At 66.7% G+C, this 25,591-nt stretch carries 25 protein-coding genes and 1 pseudogene; 15 read left to right on the top strand and 11 right to left on the bottom strand.

The genetic code is table 11. The features are described 5' to 3' along the window. Window positions 1-14: 14 nt before the first annotated feature. From pstA to pstS (FNZ56_RS04840), 4 genes are all read right to left on the bottom strand, one after another. Entirely contained in the window at window positions 15-875 is an 861-nt protein-coding gene (pstA, locus tag FNZ56_RS04855; RefSeq protein WP_143878754.1) for a phosphate ABC transporter permease PstA, read from the bottom strand. Beyond that, on the bottom strand, window positions 875-1,840 hold the full coding sequence (gene pstC, locus FNZ56_RS04850; protein WP_143878753.1) for a phosphate ABC transporter permease subunit PstC: 966 nt from the start codon (window positions 1,838-1,840) through the stop codon (window positions 875-877). Before pstC ends, pstA begins: the two co-directional genes overlap by 1 nt. Before the next feature lie 19 nt (window positions 1,841-1,859). Then, complete coding sequence (gene pstS / locus FNZ56_RS04845; protein ID WP_143878752.1) at window positions 1,860-2,948, bottom strand: phosphate ABC transporter substrate-binding protein PstS; 1,089 nt, start codon at window positions 2,946-2,948, stop codon at window positions 1,860-1,862. A 182-nt stretch (window positions 2,949-3,130) separates the two neighbouring features. Next, complete coding sequence (gene pstS / locus FNZ56_RS04840) at window positions 3,131-4,150, bottom strand: phosphate ABC transporter substrate-binding protein PstS (RefSeq protein WP_143878751.1); 1,020 nt, start codon at window positions 4,148-4,150, stop codon at window positions 3,131-3,133. Between the two features lie 253 nt (window positions 4,151-4,403). On the opposite strand from pstS (FNZ56_RS04840), the gene FNZ56_RS04835 reads away from it, so the two are divergent. After that, window positions 4,404-5,606, top strand: coding sequence for a porin (locus FNZ56_RS04835; RefSeq protein ID WP_143878750.1), 1,203 nt, complete (start codon window positions 4,404-4,406; stop codon window positions 5,604-5,606). A 71-nt stretch (window positions 5,607-5,677) separates the two neighbouring features. Here FNZ56_RS04835 and nth read toward each other — a convergent pair whose 3' ends face one another. From nth to FNZ56_RS04820, 3 genes are all read right to left on the bottom strand, one after another. Then, on the bottom strand, window positions 5,678-6,361 hold the full coding sequence (gene nth / locus FNZ56_RS04830) for an endonuclease III (protein WP_246064716.1): 684 nt from the start codon (window positions 6,359-6,361) through the stop codon (window positions 5,678-5,680). Next, the gene (locus tag FNZ56_RS04825; protein ID WP_246064714.1) at window positions 6,358-6,717 is read right to left on the bottom strand and encodes a hypothetical protein; all 360 of its coding nucleotides are present in this window, start codon (window positions 6,715-6,717) and stop codon (window positions 6,358-6,360) included. The genes nth and FNZ56_RS04825 overlap by 4 nt, the downstream gene beginning before the upstream one ends. A gap of 103 nt (window positions 6,718-6,820) precedes the next feature. Then, entirely contained in the window at window positions 6,821-7,603 is a 783-nt protein-coding gene (locus tag FNZ56_RS04820) for an enoyl-CoA hydratase/isomerase family protein (protein WP_143878749.1), read from the bottom strand. 173 nt (window positions 7,604-7,776) lie between these two features. On the opposite strand from FNZ56_RS04820, the gene FNZ56_RS04815 reads away from it, so the two are divergent. The 5 genes and pseudogenes from FNZ56_RS04815 (at window position 7,777) to arsC (ending at window position 11,278) form a co-directional block, all read left to right on the top strand. After that, a complete protein-coding gene (locus tag FNZ56_RS04815; RefSeq protein WP_143878748.1) occupies window positions 7,777-8,481 on the top strand; it encodes an FKBP-type peptidyl-prolyl cis-trans isomerase N-terminal domain-containing protein in 705 nt (234 codons plus the stop codon). A 179-nt stretch (window positions 8,482-8,660) separates the two neighbouring features. After that, window positions 8,661-9,484: pseudogene (locus FNZ56_RS04810) on the top strand (CoA pyrophosphatase). Further along, entirely contained in the window at window positions 9,484-10,329 is an 846-nt protein-coding gene (locus FNZ56_RS04805; RefSeq protein WP_143878747.1) for a sulfurtransferase, read from the top strand. Before FNZ56_RS04810 ends, FNZ56_RS04805 begins: the two are co-directional and overlap by 1 nt. A gap of 65 nt (window positions 10,330-10,394) precedes the next feature. Then, window positions 10,395-10,772, top strand: coding sequence for a hypothetical protein (locus FNZ56_RS04800; protein ID WP_143878746.1), 378 nt, complete (start codon window positions 10,395-10,397; stop codon window positions 10,770-10,772). Window positions 10,773-10,855: 83 nt separating this feature from the next. Beyond that, a complete protein-coding gene (arsC, locus tag FNZ56_RS04795; protein ID WP_143878745.1) occupies window positions 10,856-11,278 on the top strand; it encodes an arsenate reductase (glutaredoxin) in 423 nt (140 codons plus the stop codon). A gap of 107 nt (window positions 11,279-11,385) precedes the next feature. On the opposite strand, the gene FNZ56_RS04790 is transcribed toward arsC, so the two are convergent. Next, window positions 11,386-12,147 carry an enoyl-CoA hydratase/isomerase family protein gene (locus FNZ56_RS04790; protein WP_143878744.1) on the bottom strand — a complete coding sequence of 254 codons (762 nt, stop codon included), beginning with the start codon at window positions 12,145-12,147 and terminating at the stop codon, window positions 11,386-11,388. Between the two features lie 36 nt (window positions 12,148-12,183). Between FNZ56_RS04790 and FNZ56_RS04785 the strand changes: the two genes are divergently transcribed. Further along, window positions 12,184-12,636 (top strand): copper chaperone PCu(A)C, encoded by a 453-nt coding sequence (locus tag FNZ56_RS04785; RefSeq protein WP_143878743.1) that lies wholly within the window; start codon window positions 12,184-12,186, stop codon window positions 12,634-12,636. A 110-nt stretch (window positions 12,637-12,746) separates the two neighbouring features. Here FNZ56_RS04785 and FNZ56_RS12860 read toward each other — a convergent pair whose 3' ends face one another. Both FNZ56_RS12860 and uvrA read right to left on the bottom strand, forming a co-directional pair. Further along, window positions 12,747-13,169 (bottom strand): acyl-CoA thioesterase, encoded by a 423-nt coding sequence (locus tag FNZ56_RS12860; protein ID WP_185970797.1) that lies wholly within the window; start codon window positions 13,167-13,169, stop codon window positions 12,747-12,749. After that, window positions 13,166-16,138 (bottom strand): excinuclease ABC subunit UvrA, encoded by a 2,973-nt coding sequence (uvrA, locus tag FNZ56_RS04780; RefSeq protein WP_185970796.1) that lies wholly within the window; start codon window positions 16,136-16,138, stop codon window positions 13,166-13,168. Before uvrA ends, FNZ56_RS12860 begins: the two co-directional genes overlap by 4 nt. Before the next feature lie 274 nt (window positions 16,139-16,412). Between uvrA and rplU the strand changes: the two genes are divergently transcribed. The 3 genes from rplU (at window position 16,413) to cgtA (ending at window position 18,126) form a co-directional block, all read left to right on the top strand. After that, complete coding sequence (rplU, locus tag FNZ56_RS04775; RefSeq protein WP_143878742.1) at window positions 16,413-16,730, top strand: 50S ribosomal protein L21; 318 nt, start codon at window positions 16,413-16,415, stop codon at window positions 16,728-16,730. Window positions 16,731-16,742: 12 nt separating this feature from the next. Further along, window positions 16,743-17,000: a 50S ribosomal protein L27 gene (gene rpmA, locus FNZ56_RS04770; protein WP_143878741.1), complete on the top strand. Its 258-nt coding sequence runs from the start codon at window positions 16,743-16,745 to the stop codon at window positions 16,998-17,000. A 67-nt stretch (window positions 17,001-17,067) separates the two neighbouring features. After that, on the top strand, window positions 17,068-18,126 hold the full coding sequence (gene cgtA, locus FNZ56_RS04765) for an Obg family GTPase CgtA (RefSeq protein WP_143878740.1): 1,059 nt from the start codon (window positions 17,068-17,070) through the stop codon (window positions 18,124-18,126). A gap of 73 nt (window positions 18,127-18,199) precedes the next feature. Here cgtA and rpsT read toward each other — a convergent pair whose 3' ends face one another. Continuing rightward, the gene (rpsT, locus tag FNZ56_RS04760) at window positions 18,200-18,469 is read right to left on the bottom strand and encodes a 30S ribosomal protein S20 (RefSeq protein ID WP_143878739.1); all 270 of its coding nucleotides are present in this window, start codon (window positions 18,467-18,469) and stop codon (window positions 18,200-18,202) included. A 215-nt stretch (window positions 18,470-18,684) separates the two neighbouring features. On the opposite strand from rpsT, the gene murJ reads away from it, so the two are divergent. The 5 genes from murJ to ispH are packed head-to-tail and all read left to right on the top strand — an operon-like array spanning window position 18,685 to window position 25,590. After that, entirely contained in the window at window positions 18,685-20,274 is a 1,590-nt protein-coding gene (gene murJ / locus FNZ56_RS04755; RefSeq protein ID WP_143878738.1) for a murein biosynthesis integral membrane protein MurJ, read from the top strand. A gap of 40 nt (window positions 20,275-20,314) precedes the next feature. Continuing rightward, on the top strand, window positions 20,315-21,271 hold the full coding sequence (locus FNZ56_RS04750; protein ID WP_143878737.1) for a bifunctional riboflavin kinase/FAD synthetase: 957 nt from the start codon (window positions 20,315-20,317) through the stop codon (window positions 21,269-21,271). Window positions 21,272-21,330: 59 nt separating this feature from the next. After that, window positions 21,331-24,129 carry an isoleucine--tRNA ligase gene (ileS, locus tag FNZ56_RS04745; RefSeq protein WP_221933328.1) on the top strand — a complete coding sequence of 933 codons (2,799 nt, stop codon included), beginning with the start codon at window positions 21,331-21,333 and terminating at the stop codon, window positions 24,127-24,129. Beyond that, a complete protein-coding gene (gene lspA / locus FNZ56_RS04740) occupies window positions 24,126-24,632 on the top strand; it encodes a signal peptidase II (protein WP_407070508.1) in 507 nt (168 codons plus the stop codon). Before ileS ends, lspA begins: the two co-directional genes overlap by 4 nt. A 7-nt stretch (window positions 24,633-24,639) precedes the next feature. Further along, the gene (gene ispH / locus FNZ56_RS04735) at window positions 24,640-25,590 is read left to right on the top strand and encodes a 4-hydroxy-3-methylbut-2-enyl diphosphate reductase (protein WP_143878734.1); all 951 of its coding nucleotides are present in this window, start codon (window positions 24,640-24,642) and stop codon (window positions 25,588-25,590) included. The last annotated feature ends 1 nt before the right edge of the window (window position 25,591 follow it).

Genomic DNA, 25,591 nt, shown 5'->3' with positions numbered 1-25,591 from the left:
GGTGGAAGAGGGCGTCAGTCATGGCTGACCCGGTTGCGCGCGACGATGGCGCGCGCGGCGAGGCTGACCAGCAACACGAACAGCGTGAGCACGAAGGCGCCGGCCCAGGCCAGGCTGTGCCAGCTGTCGTAAGGGCTCATCGCGTACTGGAAGATCACCACCGGCACGTTCGCCATCGGCGCCAGCAGGTCGGTGGTCCAGTACTGGTTGTTGAGCGCGGTGAACAGCAACGGCGCGGTTTCGCCGCTGATGCGCGCCAGCGCGAGCAGGATGCCGGTGGCGATGCCCGGCAGCGAGACGCGGTACAGCACCTGCACGATCACCTTCCACTGCGGCACGCCGAGCGAGAGCGCGGCTTCGCGCATCTGCGCCGGTACCAGCCGCAGCATTTCGTCGGTGGTGCGCACCACCACCGGTAGCACGATGAAGGCGAGCGAAATCCCGCCGGCCAGCGCCGAGAAGTGGCCCATGCGCGCAACCACCAGCGTGTACACGAACAGGCCGAGCACGATCGACGGCGCCGACAGCAGGATGTCGTTGACGAAGCGCACCGCGTCGCACAGGCGCCGCGACCAGCCGCTGCCGGCGTATTCGGCGAGGAAGGTGCCGGCGAGCACGCCGACGGGCGCGCCCAGGGCGACGCCGAGCAGGCTCATCAGCGCGCTGCCGAAGAAGGCGTTGAGCATGCCGCCGGTTTCGCCCGGGGGCGGCGTCATCTGGGTGAACAGCGCGGTGTTGATCGAGGAAATGCCGTAGCGCAGCGTGGTCCACACGATCCACACCAGCCAGAACAGCCCGAACACCGCGGCGGCGGTCGCCAGCGTTTGCGCGACGAGGTTCTTGGCGCGACGCGATGCATACAGGGAAGCGCTCATCAGTTGCCCTCCCGCTTCTGCAGGCGGCGCAGCATCAGGCGCGCGGCGGCGAGCACCACGAAGGTGACGATGAACAGTACGAAGCCGAGCAGGATCAGCGCCGAGCGGTACAGGTCGCCGTCGGCTTCGGCGAATTCATTGGCGATCGTCGCGGCGATGGAATTGCCCGGCATCAGCAGCGACGCGGTCAGCTCGTGCGCGTTGCCGAGCACGAAGGTGACGGCCATGGTTTCGCCGAGCGCGCGGCCGAGGCCGAGGAACACGCCGCCGATCACCGCCGAACGCGTGTACGGCAGCACCACGTCCCACACCACTTCCCAGCGGGTGGAACCGAGTGCGTAAGCTGATTCCTTGAGCCGCGTCGGCACGGTCAGGAACACCTCGCGCATCACCGAGGCGATGAACGGGATCACCATCACCGCCAGCACCAGGCCGGCGGTGAGCATGCCCAGCCCCAGCGGCGGGCCGGAGAACAGCGCGCCCACCAGCGGCAATCCGCCGAGGTGCGCATCGATCCACGGATACACGTGTTCGGCCAGCACCGGTACGAGCACGAACAGGCCCCACATGCCGTAGATGATCGAGGGAATGCCGGCGAGCAGTTCGATCGCCGCGCCGACCGCACCGCGCATCCACTTCGGCGCGATTTCGGTCAGGAACATGGCGATGCCGAAGCTCACCGGCACCGCGATCAGCATCGCGATCAGCGCGGTGACCAGCGTGCCGTAGATCGGCACCAGCGCGCCGAACTGCTGGCCGACCGGATCCCAGGCCTTCGAGAAGAAGAAACCGGGCCCGAACTTGTGCAGCGCCTCGCGCCCGCCCCACAGCATGGACAACGCGGCGGCGGCCAGCGCCGCGAGCACGAACAGGCCGGCGCCGGTGACCAGCCAGCGGAAGCCGCGGTCGGCGGCGTGGTCGCGCGCGTCGCGTTCGGCGCGCGCGGGGAGTGCGATCGCGTTCATGCTCGTGCGAGATCCGTGCTCAGTGCTTGAACTCGCTGGCCCAGTACTGTTCGACCTGCTGCACCAGTTCCTTCGGCAGTGGTACGTAGTCCAGCGTCTGCGCCTGCGGCTGGCCGTTCTCCAGCGCCCACTTGAAGAAGTCGAGCGCATCCTGCGAACGCTTCGCGTCCTTGGGCTGCTTGTACATCAGGATGAAGTTGGTCGCGGCGATGGGCCATGCGCCTTCGCCCGGCGCATTGGTGATCACCAGGCTGAAGTCCTTCGCGTTCTTCCAGTCCGCGGCGGCCGCGGCGGCGGCGAAGCTCTCGGCGCTGGGCTGCACCCAATTGCCGGCGCTGTTCTGCATCTGCGCGTAGGCCATCTTGTTCTGTAGCGCGTAGGCCAGCTCGACGTAACCGAGCGCGCCCTTGAGCTGCTTCACGTACGCGGCCACGCCTTCGTTGCCCTTGCCGCCGATACCGTTCGGCCACTGCACCGACGTGCCTTCGCCGACTTTCGCCTTCCACTCCGGGCTGACCTTGGACAGGTAATTGACGAAGTTGAAGGTGGTGCCGGAACCGTCGGAACGGTGCACGACGTTGATCGTCGCCGCGGGCAGCGCCACGCCCGGGTTGAGCGCGGCGATCGCCGGGTCGTTCCACTTGGTGATCTTGCCGAGGAAGATGTCGGCGATCAGCGTGCCTGTCAGGCGCAGCTGGCCCGGCGCGATGCCGTCGATGTTCGCCACCGGCACCACGCCGCCGACCGCGGACGGGAACTGGCCGAGGCCGGAGGCCGCGAGCTCGTCGCTGGGTAGCGGCTTGTCGGAAGAACCGAAGTCGACGGTCGCGGCCTTGATCTGCGCGATGCCGCCGCCGGAACCGATCGACTGGTAGTTGATCTTGTGCCCGGTGGCCTTGTTGTAGTCGTCCGACCACTTCGAGATCAGCGGATAGATGAAGGTCGCGCCGGCGCCGGTGATTTCAGCAGCGACCGCGTCGCCCGCGGGCTGCGCCGCGGCGGCATCGGCGGAAGGCGCGGCGGCCGGCGCCTGGTCGCCGCCCTTGCACGCGGCGAGTGCGAAGGTGGTGGCGAGGGCGAGGGCGGTGGTGCGGACGATGCGGTTCATGCGGCGGCTCCGTGGTTCGATCCGGCCGTGCGCCGGGATGCCGCCATGAAATGATGTTTTCGTGACACTGCGATGACACCGCGCGAGGCCTTGCATGACAGCGCGCCCGCGTTCAGGAACCGGGGCAAAAAAACGGGCCCCGAAGGGCCCGGAAAGCAGTTTGGAGGGAGAGGAATCGCGGTTCAGGACTTGATGTTCTGCGCCCAGTAGGCCTCGATCTTCTGCACCAGCGTGTCCGGCAGCGGCACGTAGTCGAGCGAGGCGGCCTGCGACTGGCCGTTCTCGAACGACCACTTGAAGAAGTCCAGCGCGGCCTTGGTCTGCGCGGCGTTCTTCGGCTTCTTGTACATGATTGCCCAGGTGGTGGCGGTGATCGGCCACGCGGTGTCGCCCGGGGCATTGGTCATGATCACGTTGAAGTCCGGCGCCGAGTTCCAGTCGGCGGTCGCGGCGGCGGCGGCGAAGCTGTCGTCGCGCGGTTGCACGAAGTTGCCCGAGGCGTTCTTCATGCGCGAGAACGCGAGTTTGTTCTGCAACGCATAGGCGTATTCGACGTAGCCGATGCCGCCGTTGATCTGCTTCACGTAGGCGGCGACGCCTTCGTTGCCCTTGCCGCCGATGCCGGCCGGCCACTGCACGGCAGTGCCTTCGCCGACCTTGGCCTTCCAGTCCGCGTCGACCTTGGACAGGTAGTTGGTGAAGTTGAAGGTGGTGCCGGAACCGTCGGAACGGTGCACGACGGTGATCTTGAGATCGGGCAGGTTCAGGCCGCCGTTGAGCGCGGCGATCGCCGGGTCGTTCCACTTGGAGACATTGCCGAGGAAGATGGCGGCGAGCACGTTGCCGTCGAGCTTCATCGCGCCCGGGGCGACGCCCGGCACGTGCACGACCGGCACGATGCCGCCGATCACGACCGGGAACTGGCCCAGGCCGTACTTCTTCAGATCGGATGCGGGCAGCGGCTTGTCGGAGGCGCCGAAGTCGACGGTCGCGGCCTGGATCTGGGCAATGCCGCCACCGGAGCCGATGGACTGGTAATTGATCTGGTTGCCGGTGGCTTGGCTGTAGGCCGCCGACCATTTCGACAGCACCGGGTACACGAAGCTGGAACCGGCACCGGTGACGGTGGCGGCCTGCGCGGCGAATGCCAGCGTGGCGCCGGCGACGGCCGCGGCGATGCGGCGCTTGGTCAGGAAAGTCACGGAAGTCTCCTCGGAGGGATTGCAATGCGGCCTTGGTGCCGTGGCGGCATTGCAAGGCCATTGCGTGACGGGCCCGCGGCGTTTTCATTGCACCCGCGTGACAGTCGTTGCGCGGGGTTCGTTACCGGATGCGCGAATCGATGCGCGAAGTGACGCAAAACTGTCACGGACTTATCGGAATCTTCACATCGCCCCGTGGCACGGCGATGTCGTGCAGCCGGACGACATTCCCCAACATTCGCGGAGAAACACCATGCGTTCCAATCTGCTCGCCTCGGCCATCGCCGTCGGCCTCGGCCTCGCGGCCGTTGCCCCGGCCCGTGCTGCCGACGATACCGCCGCGCAGCTCGCGGCCATGAAGGCGCAAATCGCCGCGCTGCAGGCGCAGGTCGAAGAGTTGCAGGCGCAAACCGATGCGCAGTCCGATGTCAACGTGACCCAGGCCAAGGCGATCGAGGCCGCGCAGGCGACCAACACCAAGGCCGACGCGCTCGAGAAACTGGTCAACAACACCAAGGTCAGCGGTCGCATCTTCTTCGACGCGACCAGCCTCGAGCAGGAGAGCGACGGCACCAAGATCAACAACACCGGCATCGGTTTCGACGTGAAGCGCTTCTACGTCGGCATCGACCACAAGTTCGACGACAAGTGGTCGGCCAACATCACCACCGATTTCCAGTACAGCTCCGCGGTCGGCGCCACCGAAGTGTTCCTGAAGAAGGCCTACCTGCAGGGCAAGTTCAGTGACGCCTTCACATTGCGCATCGGTTCCGCGGACATGCCGTGGATCCCGTTCGCCGAAGGCTATTACGGCTACCGCTACGTCGAGAACACCCTCGTCGATCGCCTCAAGTACGGCAACTCGGCGGATTGGGGCTTCCATGCCGGCGGCACCCTCGGCGACGGCATGTTCAATTACGCGGCGTCGGTGGTGAGCGGCGGCGGCTACAAGAACCCGAGCCGCAGCAAGGGCATGGACGTCGAAGGCCGCGTCGGCTTCGCACCGACCCAGAGCACGATCATCGCGATCGGCGCCTACAGCGGCCACCAGGGCCTGGAAACCGAATCCACGGACGCGCTGCACACCGCGAACCGCTTCGATGCGCTGGCCGCATGGTCCTCGCCGAAGTTCCGCCTCGGCGCCGAATACTTCCAGGCCAAGAACTGGAGCCGCGAACTCGCGACGACTTCGGACAAGGCCGACGGCTACTCGCTGTGGGGCAGCGCCGTGGTCACGCAGGGCGGCATCTCGGTGTTCGGCCGCTACGACTCGGCGGACCTGAGCAAGGACCTCAACCCGAGCCTGACCCAGAAGTACTACAACCTCGGCGTCGAGTTCCCGATCGTCAAGGGCTTCAAGCTGGCGGCGGTGTTCAAGCACACCGACCAGGACAGCGACACCACCGCCGACCTCAAGACCAACGAGTTCGGCGTGTGGGGCGACGTGCAGTGGTGATTGGGCGCGACATCGCGTAACGAAAACGGCGGGCTTCGGCCCGCCGTTTTTCATTTCAGGGAATCGCCGCCTCAGGTCGCCGCGGTTTTTTCCGGCCAGTGGCAGAGGTCGCGCACCGGGCAGGCCGGGCATTCCGGTTTGCGTGCCTTGCAGGTGTAGCGGCCGTGCAGGATCAGCCAGTGGTGCGCGTGCCGTCGATATTGCGACGGCACCACGCGCAGCAGTCCGTCCTCGACCGCGCGCACGTCCTTGCCCGGGGCCATGCCGGTGCGATTCGCGACGCGGAAGATGTGCGTGTCCACCGCGATGGTCTCTTCGCCGAATGCGGTGTTGAGCACCACGTTCGCGGTCTTGCGGCCGACGCCGGGCAACGCTTCGAGTTCGGCGCGCGTCGCCGGCACTTCGCCGCCGTGGCGTTCCAACAGCAGCGCGCTGAGCGCGATCACGTTCGCGGCTTTCGCGTTGTACAGGCCGATCGTCGAGATGTGGCGCTTGAGTTTTTCTTCTCCAAGGTCGAGCAGTGACCACGGCGTGTTCGCGACCGGGAACAGTTTCTTCGTCGCCTTGTTGACGCCAACGTCGGTGGCCTGCGCCGACAGCACCACCGCGACCAGCAGTTCGAACGGCGTCGAATATTCGAGTTCGGTCCCGGGTTCCGGGTCCAGTTCGGCGAGGCGGGCGAAGAATTCATCGATCTCCGCCGGTGTCATGCGCCTGGCCTTGCGCTTCGCCGTCACGCGCTTTTTCGCGATCATCGCGGCGGACGCCCCGTGGCTTTTGCCTTGGCCCGCGCCAGCGCCGCGGCCGCGGCCGGCGGCAGCGATGACGGTTGCCTCGCGGCATCGCTTCGCGCCGCATCGCGTTCGGCGGCACGGCGGGCGAGGCGCGTTTCGCGCGCGCGGAAGCGTTCGCGCGCGGCCAATGCGCGTCGTCGTTGATCGCGCGCTTCGATCAGCGATGTCGAGCAGCGTTCGGAGCAACCCGGGCAGGGCTGCGCGTCGAGCAGGCCGCGTTCGATCGCCGCATCGAGGTCGTCCTCGCGCAACGCCGCGAGGATCGCGTGCGCCGGATGCGCTTCGATGCAGCGGCAGAGCGGGCAGGTTGCAGTCATATGCGCGTTCTTTGCTCGTCATCCCCGCGAAGGCGGGGATCCATGGACGTTTTCCCTTTGAAAAGCCAAGGTCCATGGGTTCCCGCCTTCGCGGGAACGACGATTATTTTCCCGTGAACACCGGCTTGCGCTTCTCGAGGAAGGCCGAGGTGCCTTCGCGCATGTCCTCGCTGGAGAACACCAGGCCGAACTGCGCGGATTCGTATTCGAGGCCTTCCTCGATCCCGCATTCGCCGCCGACGTTCACGCAATCGAGCATGCCGCGCAGCGCGAGCGGCGCGGAGGACGCGAGTTGCGCGGCGAGTTTCGTGGTTTCCGCCTGCAGCTCCGCTGCGGGCACGACGCGGTTGACGATGCCCAGTTGCAGCGCGCGTTCGGCCGCGATCGGCGCGCCGACGAGGCACAGTTCCAGCGTCGCCGCGCGCCCGGCCAGGCGCAGCAGGCGCTGGCTGCCGCCGAAACCGGGGATCAGGCCGAGGTTGATTTCCGGCTGCCCGACCTTCGCCGTGTCGGCGGCGATGCGCAGGTGGCAGCACATCGCCAGTTCCAGCCCGCCGCCGAGGGCGAAACCGTTCACCATCGCGATCACCGGCTTCGGCATCTTCTCGACGAAACGCATCATGCGCTGGCCGCGCAGCGAGAAATCGCGGGCTTCGACCGCGCTCAGGGCCGACATTTCGGCGATGTCGGCGCCAGCGACGAAGGCCTTGGGCCCGCTGCCGGTGAGCACGACCACGCGCACCGCGGGATCGGCCGTGGCGGCTTCGAAGGCCGCGTGCAGGGCGCGGATGGTGGCGCTGTCGAGCGCATTCAGGCGTTCGGGGCGATGGATCGTCAGGGTGCGGACGGCGCCGTCGTCGGCGACCAGCAGCGGGGAATCGGACATGGGATCGGGACTCGCGGAATGTCTGGAATGTGCGGAACTCGCGGCCTGGAAGGCGGTCTGAGCCCCGGTGTCAGTGGCGGTTAAGCACGGCCGCCGGTATCCTAACGCGTCCTCACGGGGCGGACTTTTCCGCCCCGTTCTGTTGAGGCCCATCCCTACGGAGGTTGTTCCGCATGAAGTTGCGTCTGCTCACCGCCGCCCTGGCGGCCACCGCCCTGCTGGCCGGAGTTGCCTCGGCCCAGGACATTTCGTCCGACAAGGGCAAGCTGAGCTATTACTTCGGCTACCAGACCGGCGGCAACCTCGCCGACCTCGCATCGCGCGGCGAACAGATCGACATCGCCAGCGTCATCAAGGGCCTGCAGGACGCCTACGGCAAGAAGGATCCGGCGATCACCGTCGACCAGTTGAAGCCTGCGGTCGAAGCCTTCCAGAAGCGCGAGCAGGCGCGTGCGCAGGAAGCCAAGGCCAAGTACGACAAGGCCGCCGCCGACAACAAGACCAAGAGCGATGGCTACATCGCGCAGTACCGTTCGCAGGCCGGCGTGAAGTCGCTGCCGAGCGGCGCGCTGTACAAGGTGCTGACCAACGGCACCGGCGCCAAGCCGACCATGGCCAGCACCGTGCAGTTGCAGGTGTCCGGTCCGTTCCCGTGGGGCCAGCGCCCGGAACAGGTGCAGGCGCCGCAGACCATGCCCGGCATGAAGCTGAGCGAAGTGGAGATGCCGGCGATGCGCGACGTGCTGGCGCAGATGCCCGCCGGTTCCAAGTGGGAGATCGCGTTGCCGCCGGACAAGGCCTACGGCGCCGATCCGCGCACCGGCTTCCCGCCGAACGTGGCGGTGGTGTTCGAGGTCACGCTGGTCAGCGTGAAGTGACGTGACGGCGCGTCCGCGTAAGCGGACGCCTTTGCCGGAACGTCATCCCCGCGCAGGCGGGGATCCAGTTCGAACGCCCCCGCGAATCGAAAAGCGATACGCAACGCCGGCCTCGCGCCGGCGTTGTCGTTTCCGGGCGTCGATTCGCGCCGCGCGCCCGCATCGCGCATCATGCGCGCATGAATGTTTCGCCCGCCAGCACGCCATGCACCCGCACCTGCACGCTGGATCGCGATGGCGTCTGCCTCGGCTGCCACCGCACCGTCGACGAAATCATCCGCTGGCGCGACATGGGCGAGGCCGAACGCCTGCGCCTGATGCGCGAGGTGCTGCCCTTGCGCGCGAAGCGCAACGAACCGCGCGAATGAACGCATTCGCTTCGCCCGAACGATTGCGCCGCGCGCTGCATCCGCTGGCGATGCCGCCGCCGGGCGAGCCGTACAACCGCGACGAATTGCGCGGGCTGCTGCCGGACGAATCGGTGTCGATGGAAGCGGCGGTGCTGGTCGGCATCGTCGTTCGCGACAGCATCCCGCGCATCGTGCTGACCCGGCGCACCGACGGCCTGCGCCACCACGCGGGGCAGGTCAGTTTCCCCGGCGGGCGGATGGAAGCCGGCGACGACGGCCCGCTGGGCACCGCACGACGCGAAGCCTGGGAGGAAATCGGCCTTGTGCCGGCGTCGTTCGAACCGCTCGGCTACCTCGATCCGATGCTGACGATCACCGGTTTCCGGGTCACGCCGGTGGTGGGATGGATCGATCCGGCGTTCCAGCCTCGTCCCGATCCGAACGAGGTCGCGGAGGTGTTCGAAGTGCCACTCGCGGAGCTGGTGGCGCCGGGCAACATGCAGGCCATCGATCTTCATGTCGCTGGAAGGCCGCGCCGCGTGTTCGAATACGTTGGACCGGGTGCAGGCGGGCGTCGCATCTGGGGTGCGACCGCGCTGATCCTCCATAATCTCGCGCAGCGGCTGGAACACACCCGATTGGAGCAGGCCTGATGGCTGGCTGGACCACCCTCGTGCAGGCGGAAACGCTCTCGGTCGGGCTCGCGCGCCCGGACGTGGTCGTGCTGGATTGCCGCTTCGACCTCGCCGACAACAACGCTGGCGAGAACGCCTGGATGCAGGCGCACGTTCCCGGCGCGCGCTACGCGCACCTCGACCGCGACCTGTCCGGCCCGTTGCAGGCATCGAAGGGCCGCCATCCGTGGCCCGATGCCGCAGAGTTCCGCGAACGCCTCGGGCGCTGGGGCATTTCACCGCAAACGCAGGTCGTCGCCTACGACGCCGACAGCGGCGCGTTCGCGGCGCGTGCGTGGTTCTTGCTGCGCGCGCTGGGGCACGAGAAGGTCGCGGTGCTGGACGGCGGCTGGAAGCGTTGGACCGCGCTCGGCCTGCCGGTGGACAACAAGGTGCCGGTGCCGATCAGCGCGAAGTACCACGCGGAATTCGATGCGCGCCGCATCCTCGATGCCGACCAGGTCGCGGAAGCGCTGCAGGCGGGCGAATTGCTGGTCGACGCGCGCGCGCCGGCGCGATTCCGCGGCGAGGAGGAACGGCTCGATCGCGTCGCGGGGCACGTTCCCGGTGCAGTCAACCGCCCGCTCACCGACAACCTCGCCGATGGCCGCTTCAAGTCGCCGGGGCAACTCGCGGAGGAGTTCCGCGCGCTGCTGCATGGATCGCCGGCGAACCAGCTGATCGCGATGTGCGGCAGTGGCGTGACCGCCTGCCACCATTTGCTGGCGATGGAACGCGCGGGCATGCCCGGCGCGCGCCTGTTCGCACCGTCGTGGAGTGGGTGGATCAGCGATCCCGCGCGCCCGGTCGCGACGGGCGAATAGTGGTGTGATCGAATTCGGAGTGCGTTAGTTAATCAGGCGTCCGTATGTCGCTCAATTTTAGGTTCATGCATTGGCTGAAATTGGTTGTCAGTTGGGCCTGTGCATTCGTGGCTATTTCGTTGGTTACGACACTTCTTGTCGGAAGAAAATTGCCGGAAATTGGGTATTTGCTGCTGTTTATTTCAATTGCTTCCATGATCGGTACGTTGCAATACAGGCGCGACCTTGGCCTATCAGTGAAAGAAAGCACGGTGCCGTGGGTTATGACGATCATGTGGATGGCCGGCTTCGCATTCTGGTCCGTATCAGTTGATGGATCAGTTCATTCTGTTCAGTCGGATGTTTCCTTCTCAGTTGTTTTCGCGATCTGCATGTCAGTTGGTTGTCTTTTCCCTTTGCGGTGGGTTATTGCGACTTTGGGACCGAGTAGATTCGCGCCCTGATAACTCATTGAAATCCACACGGGACAGGTTGAGTGCGACTTGTTCTTCGAGGCTTTTGACCATCAATGAGTAGACCGACACTCATGCAAGTCGAAATCTGGCACAACCCGGCCTGCGGCACGTCGCGCAACACGCTGGCGCTGATACGGCATGTCGGCATCGAACCGACCATCATCGAATACCTGCGCGATCCGCCGGACAAGCAGCGATTGCGTGATGCGATCGCGGCTGCCGGCATCGGAGTGCGCGACGCGATCCGCGACAAGCAGCCGGAATACCGCGCGCTCGGCCTCGACGATCCATCGCTGTCGGACGACGCCTTGCTCGACGCGATGATCGCTACGCCGGTTCTGATCAACCGACCGTTCGTGTTCACGCCGATGGGCGCGCGCCTGTGTCGCCCCGATTCGTCGCTGGTGCTCGACATCCTGCCGCCCTGCGACAGGCCATTCGCGAAGGAAGACGGCGAAGTGGTGATCGACGCGAACGGACAACGCGTGCGTTGATGTTTGCACGCAATCCGCATAGGTTGGGCTGAATGAAATGAAGCCCAACAATGGCGTACCAAGGTCGCCCCGATGTTGGGCTTCGCAAGCTCAGCCCAACCTATAAATTACTTCCCGATCCTCGCCAGCATCGCGCGCAAACCGGCTTGAGTGTCGGGTTCCAGCCACGCATCGAGGAAGCGTTCGAGCTGGATGCGTTCCGGCTGCAAGGCCGCGGCGAGGTCCGCGCGGGCGATTTCGCGGGTGCGCAGCATCGGTTGGCGCGGCAGCGCGAGCAGCGCGTCCAGCCACGCCAGTGCGCGCGTGCCGACCGCATCGATCGCGGCGAGTTCGTCGACCAGGCCGATGTCGAACGCGCGCGCCGAATCGACCATCTCGCCGGCGATGAGCATGCGTTCGGCGCGATAACCGCCAACCACGCGTCGCAACAGGTGCTGGATGCCCTCGGGCGCGACCAGGCCGACCTGGGTTTCGTTCAAGCCGATGCGGAACGGACCTTCGGCCATCACCCGGTAATCGCAGCACAGCGCCAGCACGCAACCGCCCGCGGGCGCATGCCCGGCGATGGCCGCGACCACCGGCACCGGGCTTTTGCCGATGGCGCGCACCGCGTCGAAGAAACCTTCCCATGCATCGCGCACCGCGGCGCGGTCGTCGCCGAGCGCGAGCAGGTGCGGCACGTCGAGTCCGGCGGAAAACACCTTCGGCCCGCCCGACAGCACGAGGCCGCTGGCGCCGCCGGCGATGGATTCGCGCACCGCATCCGCGAGTTGCGAACACAACGCGGGATCGAGCGCGTTGACCGGCGCGCGCGCCAGCGCGAGTTCGACCACGCCGTTGGGGTGTTCGCGGCGTTCGACGAGGTTCATGGCGTGGCTCCGTGGGGGTGCGGGTATCATAGGCGCATGAACGCACATCGCCTCGCCCTGTCGCTGTTGCTCGCCGTCGTCCCGCTCGCTGCCTGCGCCCGCGATGGCGGGAATGGCGGCGCTTCCTGCGCGCCGCAGGTACGCGACGGCTGGGTGCGGCTGGTGCCGGGCGGCATGCCGATGCATGCGGGTTTCGGCCGCATCGAGAATGCCTGCGCGGCGCCGGCGACGATCGTCTCCGCGAGCAGTCCGAGCTACGGCAGCGTGATGCTGCACGAATCGCGCGTCGTCAACGGCATGAACCAGATGCGCATGCTGCAGGAATTGCGCATCGCGCCGGACGATGCCGCGGTGCTCAAGCCGGGCGGGCTGCACCTGATGCTGATGGACCCGACGTCGACGCTGAAGCCGGGCAGCCATGTCGCCATCGACTTCACGCTCAAGGACGGGCGCCATGTCCTCGGCGATTTCGAGGTCAGAGCGCCTTGATCTCTTGCCCCTCACCCGGCTTCGCCACCCTCTCCCCGCGAGCGGGGAGAGGGGCGTGAATCCCGTCTCCCCGGCAACGGGGAGAAGGTGCCCGAAGGGCGGATGAGGGGCTAGTTCTTCAGCAACGTTTCCAAAGCCCGGCGCACGCCTGCCGGCAACTCCGTCGGCTTGCCCGCGTGGCGGTCCACCCACACCGCGACGACGTGGCCATCGCAATGCAACGTGCCGTTCGCGGCGACGATGCGGTGGTCGATGACCACGCTGCTGGTGCCGACGTGCTTGGTGGACAGTTCCACGAACACATCCGCGGGATATGCGATGGGGTAGCGGAAGTTGAGAGTCGCCGAAGCGACGACCGGCGCGGAATCGTCGGTCACCCAGGCTTCGCCGAGGCTTTCGAAGCATTCGACGCGCGCCTGCTCCAGGAAGGTCAGGTAGCGCGAGTTGTTGACGTGGTTGAAGGCGTCGAGGTCGCTCCAGCGCAGCGCGACCTGGGTGCGGAACACGCTGGCCTGGTTGTCTTTGGCGTTCATGCCGATTTCCTCTTGGCGCGCATGGTCGCGGCTTCGGCCTTCTTCGCCGCCAGTTTTTCCGCCTTCGTCGGCGGACGCGGGGGTTCGGCACGCGGCGACGGTGCCGGCTTCGTCGGCTTCGCCTCGGTACCAAGCGACTTCGCGAGGAATCGCCCGGTGTGCGAAGCGGCATTCGCCGCGATGTCCTCCGGCGTGCCCTCGGCGATGATGCGGCCGCCGCGATGGCCACCGTCGGGGCCGAGGTCGATCACCCAGTCCGCGGTCTTGATCACGTCGAGGTTGTGTTCGATGACGACAATCGTGTTGCCTTCGTCGCGCAGCTTGTGCAGCACCGCGAGCAGGTGCTCGATGTCGGCGAAGTGCAGGCCGGTGGTCGGTTCGTCGAGGATGTACAGCGTGCGCCCGGTGTCGCGGCGCGAGAGCTCCTTCGACAGTTTCACGCGCTGCGCCTCGCCGCCCGACAGCGTGGTCGCGCTCTGTCCGAGCTTGATGTAGCTCAGGCCGACGTCCACCAGCGTTTCGAGCTTGCGCGCGATCGCCGGCACCGGCTGGAACAGTTCCAGCGCGTCCTCGACGGTCATTTCCAGCACGTCGTGGATGCTGTGGCCCTTGTACAGGATCTCCAGCGTCTCGCGGTTGTAGCGCTTGCCGTGGCAGACGTCGCAGGGCACGTACACGTCGGGCAGGAAGTGCATCTCGACCTTGATCAGGCCGTCGCCCTGGCAGGCCTCGCAACGTCCGCCGCGCACGTTGAAGCTGAAACGTCCCGCCGCGTAGCCGCGCGCGCGCGCTTCCGGCACCTGCGCGAACAATTCGCGCAGCGGCGTGAACAGGCCGGTGTAGGTCGCGGGATTCGAACGCGGCGTGCGCCCGATCGGCGACTGGTCGATGTCCACGACCTTGTCGAACAGGTCCAGGCCCTGCACCTCGCGGTAGGCGGCCGGCTTGTGCGAAGCGCCGTTGATCTCGTTCGCGGCCAGCGCGTACAGCGTGTCGTTGATCAGGGTCGACTTGCCGGAACCGGAGACGCCGGTGATTGCGGTGAACAGCCCGGCCGGAATGGCCACATCGACGTCCTGCAAGTTGTTCCCGCTCGCGCCATTGAGGCGCAGCATCATCTTCCTGTTCGGTTTGTGCCGCGTCGCCGGCACCTCGATCTGGCGCTTGCCGCTGAGGAATTGCCCGGTCAGCGAACGCGGTGCTTTCAGGATGTCGGCGACTTGTCCTTGCGCGACGACTTCGCCGCCATGCACGCCTGCGCCGGGGCCGATGTCGACGACATGGTCCGCGAGTCGGATCGCGTCCTCGTCGTGTTCGACCACGATCACGGTGTTGCCGAGGTCGCGCAGCCGCGTCAGCGTACCGAGCAGGCGCTCGTTGTCGCGCTGGTGCAGGCCGATGCTCGGCTCGTCGAGTACGTACATCACCCCGACGAGGCCGGCGCCGATCTGCGATGCCAGGCGGATGCGCTGCGCCTCGCCGCCGGACAGCGTGTCGGCCTTGCGTTCCAGCGTCAGGTAATCGAGGCCGACATCGACGAGGAAGCTCAGGCGTTCGCGGATTTCCTTGACGATCTTGGCCGCGATCTCGCCGCGCCAGCCGGGCAGCGACAGCGTGCTGAAGAAATCCAGCGCGCCGTCGATCGGAAGCACGACGAGTTCCGGCAGCGGCCGGTCGGCGACGAACACGTTGCGTGCGCTGCGGTTGAGGCGCGCGCCGCCGCAGTCGGGGCAGGGGCGTTCGCTGATGTATTTCGCCAGTTCCTCGCGCACCGCCGCGGATTCGGTTTCGCGATAACGGCGTTCGAGGTTGGGCACGATGCCCTCGAACTTGTGCTTGCGCTGGTGGCGTCCGCCGGAATCGCTGACGTAGTTGAAGGCGATGGTTTCGTTGCCGCTGCCGAACAGCACCGCGTTGCGCACGTTTTCGTCCAGCGCCTGCCACGGCGTGTCGACGCCGAAGCCATAGTGCTTGCCCAGCGACTGGATCATGTGGAAGTAGTAGGCATTGCGGCGATCCCAGCCGCGCACCGCGCCCGCGGCCAGCGACAGCTCCGGATGCACGACCACGCGCGCCGGATCGAAGAATTGCGAGACGCCGAGGCCGTCGCAGACGGGGCAGGCGCCGACCGGCGAGTTGAACGAGAACAGACGCGGTTCCAGCTCCGGCAACGAGTAGTCGCAGACCGGGCAGCTGTATTTCGACGAGAACAGCATCGGTGCAAGCGTGTCGTCGTCGAGCGACTGCACCGTGGCCGCGCCGTCGCCGAGCTTGAGCGCGGTCTCGAACGATTCGGCGAGGCGCTGGCGCAGTTCGGGCTTGACCTTGAAGCGATCGATCACCGCTTCGATGGTGTGCTTCTGCCGCAGCGCCAGCGGCGGCACCGCGTCGATCTCGTGCAGCGCGCCGTCCACGCGCACGCGCACGTAGCCCTGTGCACGCAGTTGTTCGAACACCTGCGCATGTTCGCCCTTGCGTTCGCGCACTACCGGTGCGAGCAGCATCCAGCGCTGGTCGGCGGTCTTCGCGTCGTTCGCCAGCGCGAGGATCGTGTCGACCATCTGGCTGACGGTCTGCGCTTCCAGCGGGAAGCCGTGGTCCGGGCAGCGCGGCGTGCCGACCCGCGCGTACAGCAGGCGCAGGTAGTCGTAGATTTCGGTGATGGTGCCGACTGTCGAACGCGGGTTGTGCGAGGTCGATTTCTGTTCGATGGAAATCGCCGGCGACAGTCCTTCGATATGGTCGACGTCCGGCTTCTCCATCACGCTCAGGAATTGCCGGGCGTAAGCCGACAGCGATTCGACGTAGCGACGCTGGCCCTCGGCGTAGATGGTGTCGAAGGCCAGCGAGCTCTTGCCCGAGCCGGACAGGCCGGTGATCACGATCAGCCGGTCGCGGGGCAGGTCGAGGTCGAAGTTCTTCAGGTTGTGGGTACGGGCACCGCGGATGCGGATGGTGTCCATCGCCATCGGGAGGGGGCTTCCTGGCAGGGGGCAGCCCGGACTGCGGGCCAACAGGGGAGCGTAACCAGCCCCCGATTTGGGGGCAAATGCGATCCAGACCAAGCTGCATCGGGATGGTCGCGCGGGCTGCGACCTGGCCGATTCAGGCCCTCGGCGGGGTCGGATGGTCCGGCACAGGGTCCGGTTGCGTCCAAGTCACTGAATCCCCTACAATTCCGCTTCTGTCCGCCCTCGATGGCTGGCAGGCCACCAGAATAACTACAGAACCCAGAGGCTCCACATGTACGCAGTACTGGTCACCGGCGGTAAGCAATACCGCGTGATGCAGGGCGAAACGCTCCGCGTCGAGAAGCTCGAGGCCGATGCCGGCAGCGAGATCAAGTTCGATAACGTGCTGATGCTCGGCGACGCCGACGGCATCAAGCTCGGCGACGCGCTCAAGGGCGCGACCGTCAGCGCCAAGGTCGTCGGCCACGGCCGCGCCGACAAGGTGCGCATCGTCAAGTTCCGCCGCCGCAAGCACCATCGCAAGCAGATGGGCCACCGGCAGCATTACACCGAAATCGAGATCACCGGCATCGCCGGTGGCAGCAAGTAAGGAGACGCAGCCATGGCACATAAAAAGGGCGTAGGTTCCTCGCGCAACGGCCGCGATTCCAACCCGAAGTACCTCGGCGTGAAGATGTACGGCGGCCAGGCCATCGAGGCCGGCAACATTATCGTCCGCCAGCGCGGCACCCAGTTCCATCCGGGCATGGGCGTCGGCCTCGGCCGCGACCACACCCTGTTCGCGTTGGTCGACGGCACGGTCGAGTTCTCGACCAAGGGCCCGAAGAAGCGCCGCACCGTCAGCGTCGTCGCCGGCTGATCGCCGACCGACGGATCGCGAAGGGCCCCGCTTCGGCGGGGCTTTTCGTTTCTGCGAGAATCGAATCATGAAACTGGTTGACGAAGCCGAAATCACCGTCACCGCCGGCAATGGCGGCAACGGCTGCGTTGCGTTCCGGCGCGAGAAGTTCATCCCGCTGGGCGGCCCCAACGGCGGCGATGGCGGCGATGGCGGCGACGTCTGGCTGCAGGCCGACGAGAACCTCAACACGCTCGTCGACTTCCGCCACGAAACCCGGTTCAAGGCCGAACGCGGCGAAGGCGGCATGGGCAGCCAGATGTACGGCAAGGCCGGCGCGGACAAGGTCATCCTGGTGCCGGTCGGCACCGTGGTGCACAACGTCGATACCGACGAGGTCATCGGCGACATGACCGAGAACGGCCAGCGCCTGCTGGTCGCGCGGGGCGGCAAGGGCGGCCTCGGCAACATGCATTTCAAGAGTTCGATCAACCGCACCCCGCGCCGGTCCACCCCGGGCACGGAGGGCGAGACGCGCACGTTGCGTCTGGAACTGAAACTGCTCGCGGACGTCGGCCTGCTCGGGTTTCCCAACGCCGGCAAGAGCACGCTGATCCGCGCGGTGTCGGCGGCGACGCCGAAGGTCGCGGACTATCCGTTCACCACGCTGTACCCGAACCTCGGCGTGGTCAGCGTCGAACCCCATCGCAGCTTCGTGATCGCCGACATCCCCGGCCTGATCGAGGGCGCGGCCGACGGCGCCGGCCTCGGCGCGCTGTTCCTGCGCCACATCCAGCGCACGCGCCTGCTGCTGCACCTGGTCGAAATCGAACCGCTCGACGGTGGCGACGCCGCGCAGCAGGTTCGCGCGATCGAACGCGAGCTGCAGAAATTCGATGCAGGGCTGATGGAAAAGCCGCGCTGGCTGCTGCTGAACAAGGCCGACCTGCTCACGCACGAAGATGCGCAGGCGCAGGCGGAGTTGGTGATCGGCGAACTGGGCTGGACCGCGCCGTGGTTCATCGTCTCCGGCCTTGCCCACGAGGGCACGCGCGAGGTGATGGTGCGGGTGCAGGCTTTCCTCGACGAACTCGATCGCGACGAACGCGAAGCCGCGATGGCGGGCTCCGATGCGCCCTTGGCCTGAGCCGGCGGGTTTCGCGCGGGCACGAAAAAGCCCCGCGCATGGCGGGGCTTTCGCGGCGACGCCGAAGCGTCGGTCAGGCGGCCTTGAGCGCCTTGATCCGCGCGGTCAGGCGGCTCTTGTGGCGAGCGGCCTTGTTGCGATGGATCAGGCCACGGGCGGCCATGCGGTCCAGCAGCGGTTGCGCGCTGGCGAAGGCGGTTTCGGCGCCGGCGGCGTCGTTGGCGTCGAGCGCCTTCACTACCTTCTTGACGGCGGTGCGCAGCATCGAGCGCTGGGCGACGTTGCGGGCGTTGCGCACGACGGTCTGCTTGGCGCGCTTCTTGGCGGACTTGATGTTGGCCACTGGGGAAATCCTGGTCTGTCGGTCGCCGCTGGGGCGATGGTCGGGTCGGTGGAAACCCTGCGCTGGCGGGAGGATCCGCGCGAAGGGGAGTCGGAAAGACCGGAAATTATGGGCGATTCAATGGCTTGGGTCAACAAGGCTGGATCCGGTCGGGCCGGGGCGGGGCAGGCATGAGCGGGGCGCCTTCGACGCCGCCGCCGACCAGGCACCGGAGCATGGCCCGCGGGATCCTGTCCTTCGGCGGGATGACCATGCTCAGCCGGGTGTTCGGGCTGGTCCGCGATATCAGCTTCAATGCCGCATTCGGCGCCGGGCCGATGACCGACGCCTTCTGGGTCGCGTTCCGCATCCCCAACTTCATGCGCCGCCTGTTCGCCGAAGGCTCGTTCTCGACCGCCTTCGTGCCCGTGTTCATCGAGATCAAGGAAAAGCGCAGCCACGACGAGCTGAAGGCGCTGGTCGCGCGGACGTCGGGGACGCTGGGCGGCGTGCTGTTGGTGGTGACCGCCTTGGGCATGCTGCTGGCGCCCTGGTTCGCGGATGCGTTCTCGAACAACGTCAAGCCTGTTGCAGGCCAGCACGAGCTCATCATCCACCTGCTGCGGTGGACATTCCCATTCTTGTTGTTCATCTCGCTGACGGCGCTCTCGGCAGGCGCGCTCAACAGCTACCAACGCTTCGGGTTGCCGGCGCTGGCGCCGATCATTCTCAATCTCTGCATGATCGCCGGCGCCTGGTGGGGGGCGAAGCTGGCGCATCCGCCGATCATGGCGATGGGTTGGGCGGTGCTGGCGGCGGGCATCCTGCAATTGCTGTTCCTGATGCCGGCGTTGGCGAAGCTGGACCTGCTGGCGTTGCCGCGCTGGGGCTGGAGCCACCCCGACGTGCGCAAGGTGATGCGCCTGATGGTGCCGACCCTGATCGGGTCCTCGGTCGCGCAGATCAACTTGCTGTTCGACACCTTCGTCGCCTCGAAGCTGGCCGCGGGTTCACAGAGCTGGCTGTCCGCGGCCGATCGTTTCCTCGAACTGCCGCTGGGCGTGTTCGGGATCGCGCTCGGCACGGTGATCCTGCCGACGCTGGCGCGCCACCACGTCAACACCGATCGCGCCGGGTTCTCGAAATCGCTGGACTGGGGCCTGCGTTCGACCTTGATCATCATCATTCCGGCGATGCTGGGCCTGATGACGCTGTCGGTGCCGCTGGTTGCGACGATCTTCCAGCATGGCAAGTTCGACGAATTCGCGACCCGGATGGCAGCGCTGTCGGTGTTCGGCCTCAGCTTCGGCCTGCCGGCATTCGCGCTGGTGAAGACGGTGCTGCCGGCGTTCTACGCACGCCAGGACACGCACACGCCGATGCGTGCTGGCATCACCGCGCTGATCGCGAACATGGTGTTCACCGCGCTGCTGCTGGCACTGCTCTACTCGCGGTTGCCAGCGTCGGCGAGGACCGGCGGCTGGGTCGAAACCTTGGCCACGCATCCGGGCCTGCATTTCGCGCTGGGACTTGCCAGTGCGCTGTCGAGTTATCTCAACCTGATCCTGCTGTGGCGCTGGCTACGCAAGGCCGGCGTCTACGACGCCCAACCGGGATGGAGCAGTTTCCTGTGGCGCGTGGCCATCGCCAATCTCGCCATGGCGGCCTTCCTGTTGGTCGGGCTGCATTTCGCGCCCGATTTCACCCTCGCGCCGCCGCTGGCGCGGATCGCCTGGCTGGGCATCCTGGTCGCGGGCGGCGGGCTGGTCTACGGACTGGCGATGCTGGCGCTGGGCTTCCGCCCGCGCGATTTCCGCGAGCATTGAATCCGGAATTGCAGCCATCGTCGCTATACTCGCGGGCTGCATGAACCCCGTTTTCCGCGACCTCCACGGCGCACCGGGCGGGCCGCGCGGCAGCGTGGCCTGCATCGGAGCCTTCGACGGACTGCACCTCGGCCATCGCGCGCTGGTGCGGCAGGCCGTAGCGCGCGCGCGCGAACTCGATGCCGATGCGGTCGCGGTCAGCTTCGAACCGCTGCCGCGCGAGTTCTTCGCGAAGGACCGGAAGCCGCCACGACTGATGCTGCCGCGGGCCAAGATCGAAGGCCTGCGCGATCTCGGTGCGGATGTCGTCGGCCTGCTGCGTTTCGACGCGAAGCTGGCGGCGATGCCAGCCGAGGATTTCGTGCGCGAATTGCTGGTCGAACGCCTCGGCGTGCGCGAAGCCTGGGTCGGTCCCGGATTCCGCTTCGGCCATGGTCGCGCCGGCGATCTCGCGCTGCTGCAAAGGATGGGCGCCGACAACGGATTCGCCGCGAATGAAATCGCGCCGGTGTCGCTCGACGGCGAACGCGCGTCGAGCACGCGCATCCGCGCCGCGCTCGCTGCCGGCGATTTCGATTCCGCGGAACGCCTGCTCGGTCGTCGTTACGCGATCGGCGGGCATGTGGTGCACGGCAAACAGCTCGGCCGCACGCTCGGCTTCCCGACCGCGAACCTGCGTTTCGGCGGCAAGGCACCAGCGCTGCGCGGCATCTACGCGACGCTGGTGCACGGCGTCGGTGGCGCGCCGATGCCTTCGGTATCGAGCTTCGGCACGCGCCCGACCGTGGATGGCGTCGAACCCCTGCTCGAGGCGCACTTGTTCGATTTCGACGGCGACCTGTACGGCAAGCGCATCGAAGTCGAATTCGTCGCCAAACTGCGCGACGAAGAAAAATTCCCGGACCTGCCTTCGCTGGTCGCGCAGATGCATCGCGACGAAGCGCAGGCGCGCGCCATCCTCCATCGACAACAAGCCCTTCTGCGAGCCATCGCGTGACCGACAAGCAAGACAATCCCTACAAGGCCACGATCCTGCTGCCGGAGACCGCGTTCCCGATGCGCGGCGACCTGCCCAAGCGCGAACCCGACACGCTCGCGCGCTGGGAAGCCGAAGGCCTGTACACCGGCATCCGCAGCCACGCCGCGGGCCGCCCGCGCTTCGTGCTGCACGACGGCCCGCCGTACGCGAACGGCGCGATCCACCTCGGCCACGCGGTCAACAAGATCCTCAAGGACATCATCGTCAAATCCAAGACCGTGGCCGGCTTCGACGCGCCCTACGTCCCGGGCTGGGATTGCCACGGCCTGCCGATCGAGATCGCGATCGAGAAGAAGTGGGGCAAGGTCGGGGTGAAGCTCGATGCGGCGGAATTCCGGCAGAAGTGCCGCGAATACGCGACCGAACAGATCGACGTGCAGCGCCGCGACTTCAAGCGCCTCGGCGTGCTCGGCGATTGGGAAAATCCGTATCGCACGCTGGACTTCAAGTTCGAGGCCGACGAGATTCGCGCGCTGGCCAAGGTGGTCGAGAACGGACACCTGCTGCGCGGCGTGAAGCCGGTGTACTGGTGCTTCGATTGCGGTTCCGCGCTGGCGGAAGCCGAGATCGAATACCAGGACAAGGTCTCGCCGGCGGTCGACGTGGCCTACACCGCGCGCGAGAACAAGAAGATCGCCGGCGCGTTCGGCATCGACGTTCCGGACGATGTCGAAGTGGCAGTGCCGATCTGGACCACGACGCCGTGGACGCTGCCGGCTTCGCTGGCGATCTCGCTCGGCCCGGAACTCGACTACGTGCTGGTCGAAGGTCCGGCCAGGGCCGACGGTTCGCGCCGCTGGCTGGTGCTGGCCGAACCGCTGGCGGAAAAGGCGCTGAAACGTTACGGCATCGATGAAGGCGTCGTGCACGGCCGTATCGCCGGCGCGAAGCTCGAAGGCCTGCTCTTCGCGCATCCGTTCTATGCCGAACGCGACATCCCGATCCTGCTCGGCGACCACGTCAGCGCCGAGGACGGCACCGGCGCCGTGCACACCGCGCCGGGCCACGGCCAGGAAGACTTCGTGGTCGGGCAGAAGTACGGATTGGTCGAAAAGTATTCCGCCGCGCAGCTCAATCCGGTCGATGGCCGCGGCGTGTATTTGCCGAGCACGCCAGCCGCCGACGGCGTCGAACTCGCCGGCATGCACGTGTGGAAGGCGAACGACGCGCTGGTCGAGGTGCTGCGTGCGAACGAAGCGCTGCTCGCGTTCTCGAAACTCACGCACAGCTATCCGCATTGCTGGCGGCACAAGACCCCGATCGCGTTCCGCGCCACGCCGCAGTGGTTCATCTCGATGACCCAGGCCAACCTGCGCGAGGACGCGCTGGCCGCGATCAAGACGGTGACGTGGTACCCGGCCTGGGGCGAGGCGCGCATCGCCGGCATGGTCGCCGACCGCCCGGACTGGACGATCTCGCGCCAGCGCACCTGGGGCGTACCGATCGCGCTGTTCGTGCATCGCGAAACCGGCGAACCGCATCCGCGCAGCGTCGAACTGATGCGTCAGGTCGCCGAACGCGTGGAGCAGGGCGGCGTCGATGCCTGGTATTCGCTCGATGCCACCGAACTGCTTGGCGACGAGGCGAAGGATTACGACAAGATCACTGACATCCTCGATGTCTGGTTCGATTCGGGCGTGACCCACGAAGCGGTGTTGTTGCCGCGCGGGCTCGGAAAACCCGCCGACCTGTATCTCGAAGGTTCGGACCAGCATCGCGGCTGGTTCCAGTCTTCGCTGCTCACCGGCGTCGCCATCGACAAGGCCGCGCCCTACAGGCAATGCCTGACCCACGGTTTCACCGTGGATGAGCACGGCCGCAAGATGTCGAAGTCGCTGGGCAACGGCATCGAGCCGCAGGACATCATGAAGACGCTGGGCGCGGACATCCTGCGCCTGTGGATCGCCTCGGCCGACTACAGCAACGAGATGTCGCTGTCGCAAGAAATCCTCAAGCGCAACGCCGACGCCTACCGCCGCATCCGCAATACCGCGCGCTTCCTGCTCGGCAATCTGTACGGTTTCGAGCCTTCGCGGGATTTGTTGCCGCTGGACGACATGGTCGCGCTCGACCGCTGGATCGTGCATCGCGCCTGGCAGGTACAGGAGGACATCGCGAAGGCGTATTCCGACTACGATTTCGCCGCGGTGGTGCAGGCGTTGATGAACTTCTGCAGCGTCGACCTCGGTTCGCTCTACCTCGACGTGACCAAGGACCGGCTGTACACGATGCGCGAGGATTCGCGTGGTCGCCGCAGCGCGCAGTCGGCGATGTTCCGCATCGCCGAGGCCTTCGTGCGCTGGATCGCGCCGATCCTCAGCTTCACCGCGGATGAAATGTGGGCATATTTGCCAAGGAATGGTCTCCCGGGCGAACGCGCCGGCAACGTGCTGTTCACCGTCTGGTACGACGGACTTGCGCCGCTGCCCCCCGATGCGCCGCTGTCGGCCGAACGCATGGACCGCCTGCTGGACTGGCGCGAAATGGTGGCGAAGACGCTGGAACCGATGCGCGCGGCCGGCGATATCGGTGCGGCGCTGGAAGCCGAATTGCTGCTGACCACCGACGACGGGGAAGCGGCGTGGCTGGCGCCGATGGCCGATGAACTGCGGTTCCTGTTCATCAGCGGCGACGTGCGCGTGCAATCGCCGGTCGGCATCGTGCCGCCGGTCGTGGCCAGCAAGACCGCGCATCCGAAATGCGTCCGCTGCTGGCACCATCGCGCCGACGTGGGATCGAACGCGGCGCATCCGTTGCTGTGCGCACGCTGCGCGTCGAACATCGAAGGGCCGGGCGAAGACCGGAGGTGGTTCTGATGATGCGCGTACGACCGAATGCCCTGGCGTGGCTGCTCGTTTCCGTACTGGTCATCGCCCTCGACCAGTGGAGCAAGCACTGGGTCCTCACGTCGCTGCCGGAATACACCGCGGTGACGGTGGTCGACGGCTTCTGGAACTGGTACCGCACCTACAACACCGGCGCGGCCTTCAGCTTCCTCGCCAACGCCGGCGGCTGGCAGACCTGGTTCTTCACCGTGCTCGCGTTCGCGGTCAGCGGCCTGCTCGGGTTCTGGCTGTCGCGCACGCCGCGCGGCGACTGGCGCTCGGCGCTGCCGTTCGCGCTGGTGATCGGCGGCGCCATCGGCAACGTCATCGACCGCCTGCAGCACGGCCACGTGGTCGATTTCATCCAGTGGCACTGGAAGGACGCCTACTACTACCCGGCGTTCAACATCGCCGATTCGGCCATCGTCTGCGGCGCGGTGATGATCGCGTTGTTCAGCATCTTCCCGGGCAAGAACAAGCCCGCGGCGCGATAATCCCGCAATGGACATCGTCCTCGCCAATCCACGCGGATTCTGCGCCGGCGTCGACCGCGCGATCGAGATCGTGAAGCGCGCGATCGAGACCCTCGGCGCGCCGATCTACGTGCGCCACGAAGTCGTGCACAACAAGTTCGTGGTCGACGACCTGCGCCAGCGCGGCGCGGTGTTCGTCGAGGAACTGGACGAAGTGCCGGACAACGCGACGGTCATCTTCTCCGCGCACGGCGTGTCGCAGGCGGTGCGCAGCGAAGCCGCGCGACGCGGGCTGAAGGTGTTCGACGCGACCTGCCCGCTGGTGACGAAGGTGCACCTGGAAGTCGCGCGCCAATGCCGTGCCGGACGCGACATGGTGTTGATCGGCCATGCCGGGCATCCGGAAGTCGAAGGCACGATGGGGCAGTGGAATCGCGAGAGTGGCAACGGCCGCATCCACCTCGTCGAGGACATCGACAACGTCGCCACGCTCGAACTCGCGCAACCGGAAAACGTCGCCTACACGACGCAGACCACGCTGTCGGTGGACGACACCCGCGACATCATCGCCGCGCTCAGGGCGAAGTTCCCGGCGATCCAGGGGCCCAAGAACGACGACATCTGCTACGCCACGCAGAACCGCCAGGACGCGGTGCGCGAACTCACGCAGGAATGCGACCTGGTGCTGGTGGTCGGTTCGCCCAACAGTTCCAATTCCAACCGATTGCGCGAACTGGCCGAACGCGAAGGCGTGGAGGCGCACCTGATCGACGGCGCCGGCGAAATCGACCCGGCCTGGATCGAAGGCCGCGCCCACGTCGGCGTCACCGCCGGCGCTTCCGCCCCGGACGTGCTGGTGCAGGGCGTGCTGGAGCGCCTGCGCGACCTCGGCGCCGGCGGCGTGCGCGAGCTGCACGGCGAGCCCGAGGACATGGTGTTCGCCCTGCCCAAGGAGTTGCGGGTGCGGCTGGTGGATTGAG

The sequence above is a fragment of the Lysobacter lycopersici genome, assembly GCF_007556775.1.
GTDB classification, from domain to species: Bacteria; Pseudomonadota; Gammaproteobacteria; order Xanthomonadales; family Xanthomonadaceae; genus Pseudoluteimonas; species Pseudoluteimonas lycopersici.
Note: the sequence above shows the minus strand (reverse complement) of the source record. Positions and strands in the feature narration are given on the sequence as shown.